This window comes from Bradyrhizobium sp. SZCCHNRI1009 (assembly GCF_032487575.1).
Taxonomy (GTDB): Bacteria; Pseudomonadota; Alphaproteobacteria; order Rhizobiales; family Xanthobacteraceae; genus Bradyrhizobium.
The window spans coordinates 249902-265485 of record NZ_JAUEUL010000001.1; the positions used below are offsets into that span (position 1 = coordinate 249902).

Genomic DNA, 15584 nt, shown 5'->3' on the forward strand with positions numbered 1-15584 from the left:
GAAAAGGCCGGCGTTTGCCGGCCTTTTTTTGACATTTTCTTCTCCTGTTGCCGCGCTGCTGCCCCGTTGTTCATCTTCCCTTCAGGGACAGAGGCGCTTTTGGAAGCATCAGATCCGCTGAGCTGATTTCCGTCGACTCCCGTGGCGATGCGCCGATTTGCTCCGGCGCAAACCTTCTGCGGGCCGGGTAGGCTATGGCCGATCGAGCCCCGAGGGTGGCAGGACCCCTGATATGGACGACCGGCAACGTCGCTGACAGCCGGAGATGGCGGAACTTCGATGCTTGACCTTGCGATTGTTGGTGGCGGTCCGGGTGGCCTGATGAGCGCCTGGTATCTGAGGCGCAAACTCGGCGATCTCTGCAAGGTGACGATCTACGAGGCATCCGACCGGCTCGGCGGCAAGATCGTGACGCGCAAGTTCGATACCGCTCCGGCGATGTACGAGGCTGGTGTCGCAGAAATCTACGACTACTCGATGACCGGCCCTGATCCGCTGCGCGAGCTGATCCAGCATTTCGGGCTGCAGACGATCCCGATGGATGCGCTGCAGGTCCAGCTCGACGGCGAGCTGCTCGACGACGTGCCGGGGCTGCGCCGCAAATACGGGCCGAAGACGGCTGCCGCGGTCGAGGCGTTCCGCAAGCGCTGCACCGACGTGATGTCGCCGGTCGAATATTACGAGGGCGTCGGCGCCCACGACAACGAGCACCCCTGGGCCTACAAGACCTGCGAGGAGCTGCTCGATGAGGAGGTCGAGGATCCCACCGCCAAGCGCTTCTTCAAGGTGATGTCGCGCTCCGACCTCGCGACCGAGGCCCACAACACCAACGGCCTCAATGCGCTCAAGAACTTCGTGATGGATATCGACGACTATATCGGCCTGTACTCGATTCAGAACGGCAACGAGCAACTGATCGAGTGCCTGCGCTCCGAGGTCGATGCCGACATCCAGCTCAATCATCGCGTGCTCCGCATCGGCAAGACGGAGGCGGGCCGCTACCGGCTCAACATGATGAACGGCAAGGGGCCGGAGACGCGCGAGTTCGATCTCGTGCTGGTGTGCCTGCCGCATTCCTGGCTGTCGACGGTCGGCTGGGAGGGCGAGAAGCTGCGCCAGTCGATGATCAAGCACATCGCCTATTTCGATCGTCCCGCGCACTACCTGCGCGTCTCGATCCTGTTCGACGAGCCGTTCTGGGGCGAGAAGATTCCGGGCTCCTGGTTCATGTCTGAGGCGTTCGGCGGCTGCTGCATCTACAACGAGGGCTCGCGCCACGATGTCGGCAAGCACGGCGTGCTCAACTGGCTGATCGCAGGCTCGGATGCGCTCGCCTTCGCCAACCTGTCGGACCAGGAACTGATCGATGCCGCGCTGAAGTCGCTCCCGGCGGCGCTCGGCGACGCGCGCGCGCACTTCATGGAAGGCAAGATCCATCGCTGGCTGTCGTCCGTCAACGCGCTGCCCGGCGGTCTGCCGGTACGCGACGTCATGACCAATCACCGGCCTGAGCCGAAGGAGCACCCCGGCATCGTCGTGGTCGGTGACTACCTGTTCGATTCGACCTTGAACGGACTGCTCGATTCCTCGGACGCCGCCACCGACATCATCCTGACCGAAATGATGCGGCTGCGCCGCGTCCGCTCGCAGGCCGAGATGCCGCTGTCGGACAAGATCGACCGAGACTATTTCGACAATTATCGCGGGCAGGGGCCGTACAGCGAAGCGTGGTCGCAGTTCACCGATCCGGACTATCTGACCAGCCTGATCAAGATCGTCTGGAACCGGGCCGGCAAGGGCAAAGGCTACAAGCTCCTGGTCGCCGGCTCCGCGAGCGGTGAACTGGTAGGAGCGCTCCGCGAGCGCGGCATCGATGCCTGGGGCATCGAAAACAACCGCTACATCCACGGCAAGACGCCGAAGGCGCTCAAGAAGTACAACAAGCTCGGCTCGATCACTGACATGCCGTTCAAGACCGGTGAGTTCGATTTCGTGTTCGAGACCAGCCTCTGCCATCTCGGCGACAGGCAGGTTGCGCGCGCGATCCGGGAGCTCAACCGCGTCGTCAAGACTGGCCTCGTGTTCGGCTCGATCACCTCGGACATGGCTCCGACGCTGGTCGACCGCTACGATCTGCTGCGCGGGGTGAAGAAGCTCGGCACCTGGTGGGAGTGGTCAGAGCTGTTCTTCGGCAACGGCTTCGATCTTGCCATGCATCGCCGCGACTGCACCGACGAGGTGTGGGCCGCGACGCTCGCGGCCAACAAAGGCCCGGGCCAATGGTACGCCGACGCGGACAGCCTGCGTTACTCGTTCTTCGACAAGGTCGAGGACGAAGACTGAGGACGCTGGCCGCGGCGCCGTGCAGATGTTAAAGGCCTGACGCGCAAGGCTGGCGCGTCGTCGGCCACGCTGCTTCGGTTGGTTGCATGGCGCCCAAGAAACCAGAGTCCAAGTCAGGGTCGGGTCCGGCCTCCAAATCAGGCTCGAAGCGAGGCTCGAAACCCGGTTCGGCCTCGGCTGCGCCCGGTCAGACCGAAGACGATCGGATCGCTGGCGAACGAATTGCGGCTGCCGCCGGCGCCGCTGCCGAGATCGCAAAGCGGCTTTCCGGAACCGCCGCGACGCCAACGACACCCGAATCGCCGCCGGCAACTCAAGCACCGGCCGCCGCCCTGCCGCCGACCACCGAAGCGCTGCAGCCCTCCGAGCCGTTACTGGCCGGCACGCCGCCGGAGGCGACCAAGCCGGCACAGCCGCCAGAGCCGGCGCCGCCTTCAAAGCCGGCGCAGCCCTCAAAGCCGCCACAAGCCAGCAAGCCTGCGCCGTCGCCTTCCGACGATGATGGCGACGAGGACGGCGAGGACGAGGACGACGATCTCGACGACGACGATGACGACGAGGATCTCGTCGTCTACACCGCGCGGGAGGCCGCCGGCGCGCTCGCGACCATCTACGGCTTCGTCTCGCCGCTGCTCGCCAAATACAAGAAGATGCTGGCCTTCGTGTCGATCGGCGTTCTGATCGAGACGCTGTTCAACGTCATCATGCCGCTCAGCCTCAAGTTCCTGATCGACGATGCGCTTGGCGAAGAGGATTTCGAGGCGCTCTACCGCATCCTCGGCGTGCTGGCGGTTGCGGGCATCGTCACCTCGATCATTGCCGTGCTCTACGAGCGCTGGGATGCGCGGCTGGCGGCCTGCGTCATCTCGGATGTCCGCACCCGGCTGTTCGACCACGTGCAGAACCTGCCGGCGGCCTATTTCCAGCGCACCAAGCGCGGCGAGATCCTGTCGCGCTTCTCGGTCGACATGTCGGCGTTCGAGAACGTCGTGAAGAGTTTCGCCAACAGCGCCGTGCTGCCGTTCCTCGAGTTGATTGCAGGCATCATTCTGATGCTGTTCCTGAACTGGCAGCTCGCTGCGATCGCGCTGCTGGTGTTTCCGATCACCCTGATCGGCCCGCGCATCCTGACGCCGAAGGCGGTTCAGGCCAATTACGAGCAGAAACTGAACGAAGCGTCGCTGCTCGGCGTGATCCAGGAGAACATCGCGGCGCAAGCCGTCATCAAGGCCTTCAGCCTGCACCGCAAGGTGTTCGGCTGGTTCAGCTTCCGCAACGACGCGGCGCGGCGCAAGATGGCCGATGCGATGTTCCTGTCGACCATGGTCGAGCGCACCGTCACGATCTCGGTGCTGCTGCTGCATCTCGTCGTGCTCGCTCTCGGCGCCTATCTCGCCACCAAGGGCCAGATCACGATCGGCACCTTCGTTACCTTCGAAAGCGCATTCTGGGAGGTGTCCTACAACATCGCCCATGTGATGCACTTCGTGCCGGTGTCGATCTCGTCGGCGGCCGCGATCCGGCACATGCAGGAGTTGTTGGACGAGCCGACCCGCGGTGCCGACCGGCCCGGCGCGCCGGATCTGCCCCGCATCAGCCACGACATCACCTTCGAGCGCGTGACCTTCCAGTACGAGGGTAGCCAGACGCCGGTGCTCGACAATCTGAGCCTCAAGCTCGACGTCGGCAAGCGGATCGCGATCGTCGGTCCGTCGGGCTCGGGCAAGAGCACGCTGCTCAACCTGATCCTGCGGCTCTATGTGCCCGATGAAGGCCGCGTCACCATCGACGGCGTCGACATCCGCAAGGTGACGCGCGATTCGCTGCGCGGCAGCATGGCCGTGGTGTTCCAGGAGAACATGCTGTTCAACATGTCGCTGCGGGAAAACATCCGGCTCGGCAAGGAGGGCGCCACCGACGCGGAGGTGGAGGAGGCGGCCAAGAAGGCCGAGATCCACCGCTACATCATGAGCCTGCCGCAGAAATACGACACCATCGTCGGTGAGCGCGGCGACACGCTGTCCGGTGGCCAGCGCCAGCGCATCGCGATCGCCCGCGCCATCATCCGCAACCCGTCCGTGCTGCTGCTCGACGAGGCGACCTCGGCGCTGGACCAGACCACGGAAGCCGCGATCAACCGCACCCTGCTGAAGGTCGCCAAGGGCCGTACCATGATCTGGTCGACCCACCGCCTGACCTCGGTGGTCGAGATGGACGAGATCATCGTCATCTCCGGCGGCCAGGCGATCGAGCGCGGTAGCCACGCCGAGCTCCTGGCGAAGAACGGGACCTATCGCAAGCTCTGGGACGACCAGGGCCATCAGCCGAGCCGGCTCGATCAGGCCGACGACGACAGCGATGATGAGGAGGATGACGACGACGAGGAGGATGATGACGATGATGAGGAATAGACGTTGAGCGGCGCATTGGTCTTCGTCAGCCGCTGCTGAATCCCGCGGCCGAGCGAGACCGCAAAGCGCGCCCAGCGTTGTGCCTGCCAATAGGGGCTGGCCCCGATCGAGACCGATCGGAAATTCCAGGCCTTGTCGAGCGACCACGCATCGCAGGCGATCTTGACCGGGTCGGCATAGAAGGCCGCGATCTTGGCCTCGCCCATGCCGTCAGTCGCCAGCCAGCGCGGAATGTGGACGTTGCAGAGGCGCTCGACGTCGGTGAACACCTTGTCGGAGCCGGTGCCGGTGACGGGGCAGGTGGTGCAGAAGGCATCGCCGACGAGCACGACGCCCGGCATGCGGTATCCAGTGTTGATGGTGAGGTCGGCGGGGCGGACCTTCACTTCCCCCCTCACGGCGTACGGGCCGGTGATCCGCCGCAGGCCGGGCAGGGCGGCCATCAGCGTTTCGACCGGGGCGCGCCGGATCGCCCGCAGCCAGGGGTCGTCCACCTCGCGATAGGCGAACAGGTTCGCCCGCATGCGCTCGCCGATCGGGAACAGGGTGATGTAGGGCACCCGCGCGTCGGCCCGCTCCTGGAAGTAGGTCATGGCCGGGAACGGGAAGGCGGCGCGGCCGGCCGGCGTCAGGTCGAACCCGATCGAGATCGAATGGGCGGGGCTGGTGATCTTGCGGGTGATTCCCAGCATGTGCCGCAGCCCAACGTTCAGCCCGTTGGCGAGCACGACGAGACGGGCGGAGATCGTCTGCCCGTTGGACAGCACGACCGACTGGCGATCCTCGCCTGGCGTGATCGCCACGGCCTTGGCGACGATTCGCGTCACGCGGCCGCGGATCTCGTCGCGCACGGCCGTCACCAGCGTGTCGTAAAGGATGCCGTATTGCGGGACCGGAGCCCGTTCGAGCACGTAGCCGAATCGGGCGATCCAGTTCTCCGGGGTCAGGGTGGCTTGGGTTAACGCCTTGTCGGCGATCCCGGTGCGACGGAATCGGCCGATCTGCCCGGCACCGGAGATCTTCTCGATTCGAAAGTCGGGCGGGGAGATGGCGTGGGGATCGACCAGAATCGCCGGGATGCCGGCACGCCCGAGCATGGCGGCCGTGATCGAGCCGGCCAAGCCGCCGCCAATGATCGCAATATCGGTATAGTCTGTCACGGGGCGCCTCGTCGTGGGCGCCATCCTTGTCGGCCAAAGCCAAAAAAAGCCTTATCTTCAATGTCTCTGGATATGTCCCTGGGTTGGAGAGGGGCTGGGCCGGCGCGGGCAGGGCTCTGCGGTCTACAGATACCTTAGGATGTAGGGGCGCGGTCGGAGCGGAAACTGCAGCGGCCAGAAGCGCTTCTTTGCGCGTCCTGCGGCGTCGTTTTGCTTGACTTGGATATTTACCGCTTATAAAAGGCCGGCACTCAACGACAGGCGGTGAGCTTCGCCAGCGTCGGTACGGATCACCCAGACCACCCGGAACAGGGCGGGACGGGCACCACCCTCGACGAATGCCGCTCAAACGCTGTCGATCATAGCTAGGCAATGCCAAAACGATATTAGATCTCTCGAGCTCGTTCTCCTGAGACCAATTTCGGATGCATGACCTCGGTAGGCCGCAAGCCAGCGCAAGCTGACTGGTGGTGATCGCGGTCCTCTGTGGCGTCAAGCGCTTTCCGTTCAGCGATGAACGGTTGGCGCGATTTCGTTTTGCGTGGGTTTTGATCGCGCGAAACGGCCCGGTGAGGCGGGGAACCTCGAACAGAATTTGCGGAAGCCGGTCGCGGTCTCCGTGCGAACGTTGAGAAGGGTGAAGGCCAAGATGCCGACGATCAACCAGCTGATCGCAAATCCGCGCGAAGTGCAGAAGTCGCGCAAGAAGGTGCCGGCGCTGCAGCAGTCGCCGCAGAAGCGTGGCGTTTGCACGCGCGTCTACACCACGACCCCGAAGAAGCCGAACTCGGCGCTTCGTAAGGTCGCCAAGGTGCGCCTGACCAACGGCTTCGAGGTGATCGGCTACATTCCGGGTGAAGGCCATAACCTGCAGGAGCACTCGGTGGTCATGATCCGTGGCGGCCGCGTCAAGGACTTGCCGGGCGTGCGCTACCACATCCTCCGCGGCGTGCTGGATACCCAGGGCGTCAAGAACCGTAAGCAGCGCCGTTCGAAGTACGGCGCGAAGCGTCCGAAGTAAGACGTTCGAGAGAAGCGGGAACAAGATCACATGTCGCGTCGCCATTCAGCCGAAAAGCGTGAAGTGCTTCCGGATCCGAAGTTCGGGAACATCATCGTCACCAAGTTCATGAACTCGGTGATGTACGCCGGCAAGAAGTCGGTCGCCGAAGGTATCGTCTACGGCGCGTTCGGCATCATCGAGGCCAAGACCAAGCAGAGCCCGCTGACGGTGTTCGAGCAGGCCCTCGAAAACGTCATGCCGACCATCGAGGTTCGCTCCCGCCGCGTCGGCGGCGCGACCTACCAGGTGCCGGTCGAGGTTCGTTCGACCCGCCGGCAGGCGCTGGGCATCCGCTGGCTGATCTCGGCCGCGCGCGACCGCAACGAGAAGACGATGACTGAGCGGCTTTCGGCGGAGCTGCTCGACGCCTCGAACAATCGGGGTAACGCCGTGAAGAAGCGTGAAGACGTGCACCGGATGGCGGAAGCCAACCGCGCCTTCTCGCACTACCGCTGGTAACAGCGGCCCGAACGGAAATCAGGGAACACCTTCATGCCCCGCCAACATGCCATCGAGGACTACCGTAACTTCGGTATCATGGCGCATATCGACGCCGGTAAGACCACGACGACCGAGCGCATCCTCTATTACACCGGCAAGAGCCACAAGATCGGCGAAGTGCACGAAGGTGCCGCGACGATGGACTGGATGGAGCAGGAGCAGGAGCGTGGCATCACGATCACCTCGGCTGCCACCACCGCGTTCTGGAACGGCAAGCGCCTGAACATCATCGACACCCCTGGCCACGTCGACTTCACCATCGAGGTCGAGCGTTCGCTTCGCGTGCTCGACGGCGCCGTGTGCGTGCTCGACTCCAACCAGGGCGTCGAGCCGCAGACCGAGACCGTCTGGCGCCAGGGCGACAAGTACAAGGTGCCGCGCATCGTCTTCGCCAACAAGATGGACAAGACCGGCGCCGACTTCTTCAAGTGCCTGGCCGACATCGTCGACCGCCTGGGCGCGAAGCCGGTTGCGATCCAGCTGCCGATCGGTGCTGAGAACAACTTCAAGGGCTGCATCGACCTCGTGACCATGAAGGCGATCGTCTGGAACGACGAGGCGCTCGGCGCGAAGTTCGACTACGCCGAGATCCCGGCTGATCTGGCCGATCAGGCCAAGGAATATCGCGAGAAGCTGGTGGAAGCCGCCGTCGAGCTCGATGACGACGCGCTCACCGCGTTCCTGGACGGCAAGGAGCCGGACGAGGCGACCCTGAAGCGCCTGATCCGCAAGGCCGTGCTGACCGGTGCGTTCTATCCGGTGCTGTGTGGCTCGGCCTTCAAGAACAAGGGCGTGCAGCCCCTGCTCGACGCCGTCGTCGACTATCTGCCGTCGCCGCTCGACGTGCCCGCGATCAAGGGCACCGACGACAAGGGCAACGAGGTCGTGCGCAAGGCGGACGACAAGGAGCCGCTGGCGCTGCTCGCGTTCAAGATCATGGACGACCCGTTCGTCGGCACCATCACCTTCTGCCGCATCTATTCGGGCATCCTGACCTCGGGTACCGGCGTCGTGAACTCGACCCGCGAGAAGAAGGAGCGCATCGGCCGCATGCTGCTGATGCATGCGAACAATCGCGAGGACATCAAGGAAGCCTATGCCGGCGACATCGTCGCCCTCGCAGGCCTCAAGGAAGCCCGCACCGGTGACACGCTGTGCGATCCGTCCAACCAGGTGATCCTGGAAAAGATGGAATTCCCGGAGCCGGTCATCGAGATCGCGATCGAGCCGAAGTCGAAGGCCGACCAGGAGAAGCTCGGCGTCGCCTTGGCGAAGCTGGCCGCGGAAGATCCGTCCTTCCGCGTCTCGACCGATCACGAGTCGGGCCAGACCATCCTCAAGGGCATGGGCGAGCTCCATCTCGACATCAAGGTCGACATTCTGAAGCGTACCTACAAGGTCGATGCGAACATCGGCGCGCCGCAGGTGGCGTTCCGTGAGCGCATCACCAAGCCGGCCAATGTGGACTACACCCACAAGAAGCAGACCGGCGGCACCGGCCAGTTCGCGGCCGTGAGCCTCGTGGTCGAGCCGAACGAGCCGGGTGGCGGCTACGTGTTCGAGTCCAAGATCGTCGGCGGTGCGGTTCCGAAGGAATACATCCCGGGCGTCGAGAAGGGCATCGAGAGCGTGCTCGGCGCGGGCGTGGTCGCCGGCTTCCCGGTGGTCGACGTCAAGGTGGCGCTGGTCGACGGCAAGTATCACGACGTCGACTCGTCGGCGCTGGCCTTCGAAATCGCCTCTCGCGCGGCTTTCCGCGAGGCGCTGCAGAAGGGCAAGTCGGTTCTGCTCGAGCCGATCATGAAGGTCGAGGTGGTGACCCCGGAAGACTACACCGGCTCGGTCATCGGCGACCTGAACTCGCGTCGTGGCCAGATCCAGGGCCAGGACATGCGCGGCAATGCCAACGTCATCAACGCGATGGTGCCGCTCATGAACATGTTCGGTTACGTGAACAACCTGCGCTCCATGAGCCAGGGCCGCGCGACCTTCACGATGCAGTTCTCGCACTACGCTGAAGCGCCGGCCAACGTGTCGGCCGAAGTCCAGAAGAAGTTTGCCTGATTGTCGTTAGCTCAAGTTAGCGACTGAACGGAGAGTCAAATGGCCAAAGCTAAGTTTGAACGTAACAAGCCCCACTGCAACATCGGCACCATCGGTCACGTCGACCACGGCAAGACCTCGCTGACGGCTGCAATCACCAAGATCCTGGCCGAGACGGGCGGTGCGACGTTCACTGCCTACGACCAGATCGACAAGGCGCCGGAAGAGAAGGCTCGCGGCATCACCATCTCGACCGCTCACGTCGAGTACGAGACCAAGAACCGCCACTACGCGCACGTCGACTGCCCCGGCCACGCCGACTACGTGAAGAACATGATCACCGGCGCCGCGCAGATGGACGGCGCGATCCTGGTCGTGTCGGCTGCTGACGGCCCGATGCCGCAGACCCGCGAGCACATCCTGCTCGCCCGCCAGGTCGGCGTGCCGGCGCTGGTCGTGTTCCTCAACAAGTGCGACATGGTCGACGATCCGGAGCTGCTCGAGCTCGTCGAGCTCGAGGTCCGCGAGCTGCTCTCGAAGTACGAGTTCCCGGGCGACAAGATCCCGATCATCAAGGGCTCGGCGCTCGCCGCTCTGGAAGATTCGGACAAGAAGCTCGGCCACGACGCCATCCTCGAGCTGATGCGCAATGTCGACGAGTACATTCCGCAGCCGGAGCGTCCGATCGATCAGCCCTTCCTGATGCCGGTCGAAGACGTGTTCTCGATCTCGGGCCGCGGCACCGTCGTGACCGGCCGTGTCGAGCGCGGCATCATCAAGGTCGGTGAGGAAATCGAGATCGTCGGCATCCGTCCGACGCAGAAGACCACCGTCACCGGCGTTGAAATGTTCCGCAAGCTGCTCGATCAGGGCCAGGCGGGCGACAACATCGGTGCGCTGCTCCGCGGCACCAAGCGCGAGGACGTCGAGCGCGGCCAGGTGCTGTGCAAGCCGGGTTCGGTCAAGCCGCACACCAAGTTCAAGGCTGAGGCGTACATCCTCACCAAGGAAGAGGGCGGCCGTCACACGCCGTTCTTCACCAACTATCGTCCGCAGTTCTACTTCCGCACGACCGACGTGACCGGCGTCGTTCACCTGCCGGAAGGCACCGAGATGGTGATGCCGGGCGACAACATCGCGATGGAAGTGCACCTGATCGTGCCGATCGCGATGGAGGAGAAGCTGCGCTTCGCCATCCGCGAGGGCGGCCGCACCGTCGGCGCCGGCGTCGTCGCCTCGATCATCGAGTAACAACAGCGAATAGGGAATGGCGGGTGGCGAATGGAGATATCCATTCGCCGTTCGCTACTCGCCACTCACTACTCAAAGAAAGATACGGCAATGAACGGCCAAAATATCCGCATCCGTCTCAAGGCGTTTGACCATCGTATCCTCGATACGTCGACGCGCGAGATCGTCAACACGGCGAAACGGACCGGCGCGCAGGTTCGCGGACCCATTCCGCTGCCGACCCGCATCGAGAAGTTCACCGTGAACCGTTCGCCGCACGTCGACAAGAAGAGCCGCGAGCAGTTCGAGATGCGTACCCACAAGCGCCTGCTCGACATCGTCGATCCGACCCCGCAGACCGTCGATGCTCTCATGAAGCTCGACCTGGCCGCCGGCGTCGACGTCGAGATCAAGCTCTAAGTTTTTGGATTCACGTTCGCCCCATCGCGGACATAGAGAAGAACAGGAAGCACGCCGATGCGCTCCGGAGTGATCGCACAAAAGGTCGGGATGACGCGGGTCTTCACGGAGACCGGCGAACATATCCCCGTGACCGTGCTGAAGCTCGGCAATTGCCAGGTGGTCGGTCACCGCACCACCGAGAAGAACGGCTATGTCGCGCTGCAGCTCGGCAGCGGCAGCCGCAAGACGGTCTACATGCCGAAGGCGGAGCGCGGCCAGTTCGCGGTCGCCAAGGTCGAGCCGAAGCGCAAGCTTGCCGAATTCCGTGTCAGCGAGGATTCGCTGATCCCGGTCGGCGCCGAGATCCAGGCCGACCACTTCGTCGTCGGCCAGTTCGTCGACGTTACCGGCACCTCGGTCGGTAAGGGCTTCGCCGGCGGCATGAAGCGCTGGAACTTCGGCGGTCTTCGCGCCACGCACGGTGTGTCGATCTCGCATCGTTCGATCGGTTCGACCGGTGGTCGTCAGGACCCCGGCAAGACCTGGAAGAACAAGAAGATGCCCGGTCACATGGGCGTCGATCGCATCACCACGCTGAACCTGCGTGTGGTGCAGACGGACGTCGAGCGCGGCCTGATCCTGGTGGAAGGCGCAGTGCCCGGCTCCAAGGGCGGATGGATCTCGGTGCGGGACGCCGTCAAGAAGCCGCTGCCGAAGGAAGCGCCGAAGCCCGGCAAGTTCAAGGTCGCGGGTGAGCAGGCTGCCGAAGCGCCGGCCGTGCAGGAGGGCGCATAAATGGAACTGAAAGTCACCACCCTCGAGGGCAAGGAAGCCGGCTCCGTCCAGCTGTCCGACGCCATCTTCGGTCTGGAGCCGCGCGCTGACATCATTCAGCGTTGCGTCCAGTGGCAGCTGAACAAGCGCCAGGCCGGCACTCACAAGGCCAAGGGGCGCGCCGAGATCTGGCGCACCGGCAAGAAGATGTACAAGCAGAAGGGCACCGGCGGTGCTCGTCACGGCTCGGCTCGCGTGCCGCAGTTCCGTGGCGGCGGCCGCGCCTTCGGTCCGGTCGTGCGCTCGCATGCGACCGACCTGCCGAAGAAGGTCCGTGCGCTCGCTCTGAAGCATGCGCTGTCGGCCAAGGCCAAGGACGGTGATCTGGTCGTCTTGGAGAACGCCACCCTCGAGGCGGCGAAGACCAAGGCGCTGATCGGCCACTTCTCGGGTCTCGGCCTGACCAACGCGCTGATCATCGACGGCGCCGAGCTGCACAACGGCTTCGCCGCTGCGGCCCGCAACATCCCGAACCTGGACGTGCTGCCGATCCAGGGCATCAACGTCTACGACATCCTGCGCCGTCAGAAGCTCGTGCTGACCAAGGCGGCGATCGATGCGCTGGAGGCGCGCTTCAAATGAAGACCATCGATCCGCGCCACTACGACATCATCATCGCGCCGGTCGTGACCGAGAAGGCGACGTTCGCCTCGGAGCACAACAAGGTTCTGTTCAAGGTGGCCGCAAAGGCGACCAAGCCGCAGATCAAGGAAGCGATCGAGAAGCTGTTCGACGTCAAGGTCAAGAGCGTCAACACGCTCGTCCGCAAGGGCAAGACCAAGGTGTTCCGCGGCAATTTCGGTTCGCAATCGGACAGCAAGCGCGCGATCGTGACCCTCGAAGAGGGCCACCGTATCGACGTGACCACCGGACTGTAAGGCTGAGCTGCCATGGCACTGAAGACATTCAATCCCACGACGCCCGGCCAGCGCCAGCTGGTGATGGTCGATCGTTCGGCCCTGTACAAGGGCAAGCCGGTCAAGGCGCTGACCGAAGGCAAGCAGTCGAGCGGCGGTCGCAACAACACCGGCCGCATCACGGTTCGCTTCCTCGGCGGCGGCCACAAGCAGTCGTACCGCACGGTCGACTTCAAGCGCGACAAGGTCGACGTTCCCGCGACCGTCGAGCGCCTGGAGTATGATCCGAACCGGACCGCCTTCATCGCCCTGGTCAAGTATCAGGACGGCGAGCTCGCCTACATCCTGGCGCCGCAGCGCTTGGCGGTCGGCGACACCATCGTCGCCGGCAACTATGTCGACGTGAAGCCGGGCAACGTCATGCCGCTGGGCAACATGCCGGTCGGCACGATCGTGCACAACATCGAGGTCAAGATCGGGAAGGGCGGCCAGCTCGCGCGTTCGGCCGGCACCTACGCCCAGATCGTCGGCCGCGACCAGGACTACGTGATCGTCCGCCTGAACTCGGGCGAGCAGCGCCTGGTGCACGGCCGCTGCCGCGGCACCATCGGTGCGGTGTCGAACCCGGACCACATGAACACCTCGATCGGCAAGGCCGGCCGCAAGCGTTGGATGGGCCGCAGGCCTCACAACCGCGGTGTCGCGATGAACCCGATCGACCATCCGCACGGCGGCGGCGAAGGCCGTACCTCGGGCGGTCGTCACCCGGTCACTCCGTGGGGCAAGCCTACCAAGGGCAAGAAGACCCGCACCAACAAGTCGACCGATAAATTCATTCTCTTGAGCCGCCACAAGCGGAAGAAGTAAGGAACGACGGACATGGTTCGTTCAGTCTGGAAAGGCCCGTTCGTCGAGGCGTCGCTGCTCAAGAAGGCAGATGCGGCGCGAGCGTCCGGCCGTCACGACGTCATCAAGATCTGGAGCCGCCGCTCGACCATCCTGCCGCAGTTCGTCGGTCTGACGTTCGGCGTCTACAACGGCCAGAAGCACGTGCCGGTGGCGATCAACGAAGAGATGGTCGGCCACAAGTTCGGTGAGTTTTCGCCGACCCGCACCTTCCACGGCCATTCGGGCGATAAGAAAGCCAAGAAGGCTTGAGGATTAAGCGATGAGCAAACCAAAGCGCGAACGGAGCCTCCCCGAAAACGAGGCCAAGGCTGTGGCCCGGATGCTTCGGGTGAGCCCGCAGAAGCTGAACCTGGTGGCGCAGATGATCCGCGGCCGCAAGGCGTCGGCCGCCCTCGCCGACCTGCAGTTCTCGCGCAAGCGGATTGCGGTCGACGTCAAGAAGTGCCTGGAATCGGCGATCGCCAATGCCGAGAACAATCACGAGCTCGAGGTCGACGATCTCGTCGTATCGCAGGCTTTCGTCGGCAAGGGAATCGTGATGAAGCGTTTCTCGCCGCGCGGCCGTGGCCGTTCGGGCCGAGTTTTCAAACCGTTTTCGCAGCTGACGATCATTGTGCGTCAGGTCGAGGCGAGCGCTTAAAGCAGGCGCTGGGAGAATACGATGGGTCAAAAGATCAATCCGATCGGTCTGCGTCTCGGCATCAACCGGACCTGGGATTCGCGCTGGTTCGCCGGCAAGGCCGAGTACGGCAAGCTGCTGCATGAAGACGTCAAGATCCGTGAGATCCTGCACAAGGAGCTCAAGCAGGCGGCCGTTGCCCGCATCGTGATCGAGCGTCCGCACAAGAAGTGCCGCGTCACGATCCACTCGGCACGTCCGGGCGTAGTGATCGGCAAGAAGGGCGCCGACATCGACAAGCTGCGCAAGCGCGTCGCCGACATCACCTCGTCGGACGTCGTCATCAACATCGTCGAGATCCGCAAGCCGGAGCTCGATGCCACGCTGGTCGCCGAATCGATCGCGCAGCAGCTCGAGCGTCGCGTTGCGTTCCGCCGCGCCATGAAGCGCGCCGTGCAGTCGGCGATGCGTCTCGGCGCCGAGGGCATCCGCATCAACTGCTCGGGTCGTCTGGGCGGCGCGGAAATCGCCCGCATGGAGTGGTATCGTGAGGGCCGGGTGCCGCTGCACACGCTGCGCGCCGACATCGACTACGGTGTGGCCACCGCGTTCACCACCTTCGGCACCTGCGGCGTGAAGGTCTGGATCTTCAAGGGCGAGATCCTCGAGCACGATCCGATGGCACAGGACAAGCGGATGAACGAAGGCGGCGGCGAGAGCTCGCAGCCTCGGTCGCGCCGCGACGCGGCCTGATCGATCAGCCGCGACAAGACAGGTTTGAGGGCTCAAAGCCATGATGCAACCAAAGAAGACCAAGTTCCGAAAGGCGCATAAGGGCCGTATCCACGGCGTTGCGTCCTCGGGCGCGACGCTGGCCTTCGGCCAGTTCGGGCTGAAGGCGATGGAGCCGGATCGCGTCACCGCGCGCCAGATCGAGGCCGCTCGTCGTGCCTTGACCCGTCACATGAAGCGCGCCGGCCGCGTCTGGATCCGCGTGTTCCCGGATCTTCCGGTGTCGAAGAAGCCGGCCGAGGTCCGCATGGGCTCCGGCAAGGGCTCGCCGGAATTGTGGGTGGCCCGCGTCAAGCCGGGCCGGGTGATGTTCGAGATCGACGGCGTGAGCAACCAGATCGCGCGCGAGGCGCTGCTGCTGGCGGCCGCCAAGCTGCCGATCAAGACGCGCTTCGTCGAACGCATTGCGGAGTAATGGTC

16 protein-coding genes are annotated in these 15584 nt (G+C 64.0%); 15 read left to right on the plus strand and 1 reads right to left on the minus strand.

Annotated features, from left to right (window positions below; all coding sequences use genetic code 11):
* Positions 1-279 precede the first annotated feature (279 nt).
* Together QX010_RS01115 and QX010_RS01120 are read left to right on the plus strand one after the other, a co-directional pair.
* On the plus strand, positions 280-2343 hold the full coding sequence (locus QX010_RS01115; protein ID WP_316177103.1) for an FAD-dependent oxidoreductase: 2064 nt from the start codon (positions 280-282) through the stop codon (positions 2341-2343).
* Positions 2344-2429: 86 nt separating this feature from the next.
* Positions 2430-4754 carry an ABC transporter ATP-binding protein gene (locus QX010_RS01120; protein WP_316177104.1) on the plus strand — a complete coding sequence of 775 codons (2325 nt, stop codon included), beginning with the start codon at positions 2430-2432 and terminating at the stop codon, positions 4752-4754.
* On the opposite strand, the gene QX010_RS01125 is transcribed toward QX010_RS01120, so the two are convergent.
* Positions 4682-5914 (minus strand): NAD(P)/FAD-dependent oxidoreductase, encoded by a 1233-nt coding sequence (locus QX010_RS01125; protein WP_316177106.1) that lies wholly within the window; start codon positions 5912-5914, stop codon positions 4682-4684. The genes QX010_RS01120 and QX010_RS01125 overlap by 73 nt on opposite strands.
* A gap of 649 nt (positions 5915-6563) precedes the next feature.
* On the opposite strand from QX010_RS01125, the gene rpsL reads away from it, so the two are divergent.
* From rpsL to rplP, 13 genes are all read left to right on the plus strand, one after another.
* A complete protein-coding gene (rpsL, locus tag QX010_RS01130) occupies positions 6564-6935 on the plus strand; it encodes a 30S ribosomal protein S12 (RefSeq protein ID WP_006611834.1) in 372 nt (123 codons plus the stop codon).
* A gap of 30 nt (positions 6936-6965) precedes the next feature.
* Positions 6966-7436 carry a 30S ribosomal protein S7 gene (gene rpsG, locus QX010_RS01135; RefSeq protein ID WP_006611835.1) on the plus strand — a complete coding sequence of 157 codons (471 nt, stop codon included), beginning with the start codon at positions 6966-6968 and terminating at the stop codon, positions 7434-7436.
* A 33-nt stretch (positions 7437-7469) separates the two neighbouring features.
* The gene (gene fusA, locus QX010_RS01140) at positions 7470-9542 is read left to right on the plus strand and encodes an elongation factor G (protein ID WP_316177107.1); all 2073 of its coding nucleotides are present in this window, start codon (positions 7470-7472) and stop codon (positions 9540-9542) included.
* A gap of 39 nt (positions 9543-9581) precedes the next feature.
* Positions 9582-10772, plus strand: a complete 1191-nt coding sequence (tuf, locus tag QX010_RS01145; protein WP_006611837.1) for an elongation factor Tu — start codon at positions 9582-9584, stop codon at positions 10770-10772.
* Positions 10773-10862: 90 nt separating this feature from the next.
* A complete protein-coding gene (gene rpsJ / locus QX010_RS01150; protein WP_002712302.1) occupies positions 10863-11171 on the plus strand; it encodes a 30S ribosomal protein S10 in 309 nt (102 codons plus the stop codon).
* Between the two features lie 57 nt (positions 11172-11228).
* The gene (gene rplC / locus QX010_RS01155; RefSeq protein ID WP_006611838.1) at positions 11229-11948 is read left to right on the plus strand and encodes a 50S ribosomal protein L3; all 720 of its coding nucleotides are present in this window, start codon (positions 11229-11231) and stop codon (positions 11946-11948) included.
* Entirely contained in the window at positions 11949-12569 is a 621-nt protein-coding gene (gene rplD / locus QX010_RS01160) for a 50S ribosomal protein L4 (RefSeq protein WP_006611839.1), read from the plus strand.
* On the plus strand, positions 12566-12865 hold the full coding sequence (locus QX010_RS01165; protein ID WP_172108066.1) for a 50S ribosomal protein L23: 300 nt from the start codon (positions 12566-12568) through the stop codon (positions 12863-12865). The genes rplD and QX010_RS01165 overlap by 4 nt, the downstream gene beginning before the upstream one ends.
* 12 nt (positions 12866-12877) lie before the next feature.
* The gene (gene rplB / locus QX010_RS01170; protein ID WP_006611841.1) at positions 12878-13711 is read left to right on the plus strand and encodes a 50S ribosomal protein L2; all 834 of its coding nucleotides are present in this window, start codon (positions 12878-12880) and stop codon (positions 13709-13711) included.
* Positions 13712-13723: 12 nt separating this feature from the next.
* Positions 13724-14002, plus strand: coding sequence for a 30S ribosomal protein S19 (rpsS, locus tag QX010_RS01175; protein ID WP_006611842.1), 279 nt, complete (start codon positions 13724-13726; stop codon positions 14000-14002).
* A 10-nt stretch (positions 14003-14012) separates the two neighbouring features.
* Entirely contained in the window at positions 14013-14393 is a 381-nt protein-coding gene (gene rplV / locus QX010_RS01180) for a 50S ribosomal protein L22 (RefSeq protein WP_315714562.1), read from the plus strand.
* 21 nt (positions 14394-14414) lie between these two features.
* On the plus strand, positions 14415-15125 hold the full coding sequence (rpsC, locus tag QX010_RS01185; RefSeq protein WP_012045041.1) for a 30S ribosomal protein S3: 711 nt from the start codon (positions 14415-14417) through the stop codon (positions 15123-15125).
* Positions 15126-15165: 40 nt separating this feature from the next.
* A complete protein-coding gene (gene rplP, locus QX010_RS01190; RefSeq protein ID WP_008963467.1) occupies positions 15166-15579 on the plus strand; it encodes a 50S ribosomal protein L16 in 414 nt (137 codons plus the stop codon).
* Positions 15580-15584 lie beyond the last annotated feature (5 nt).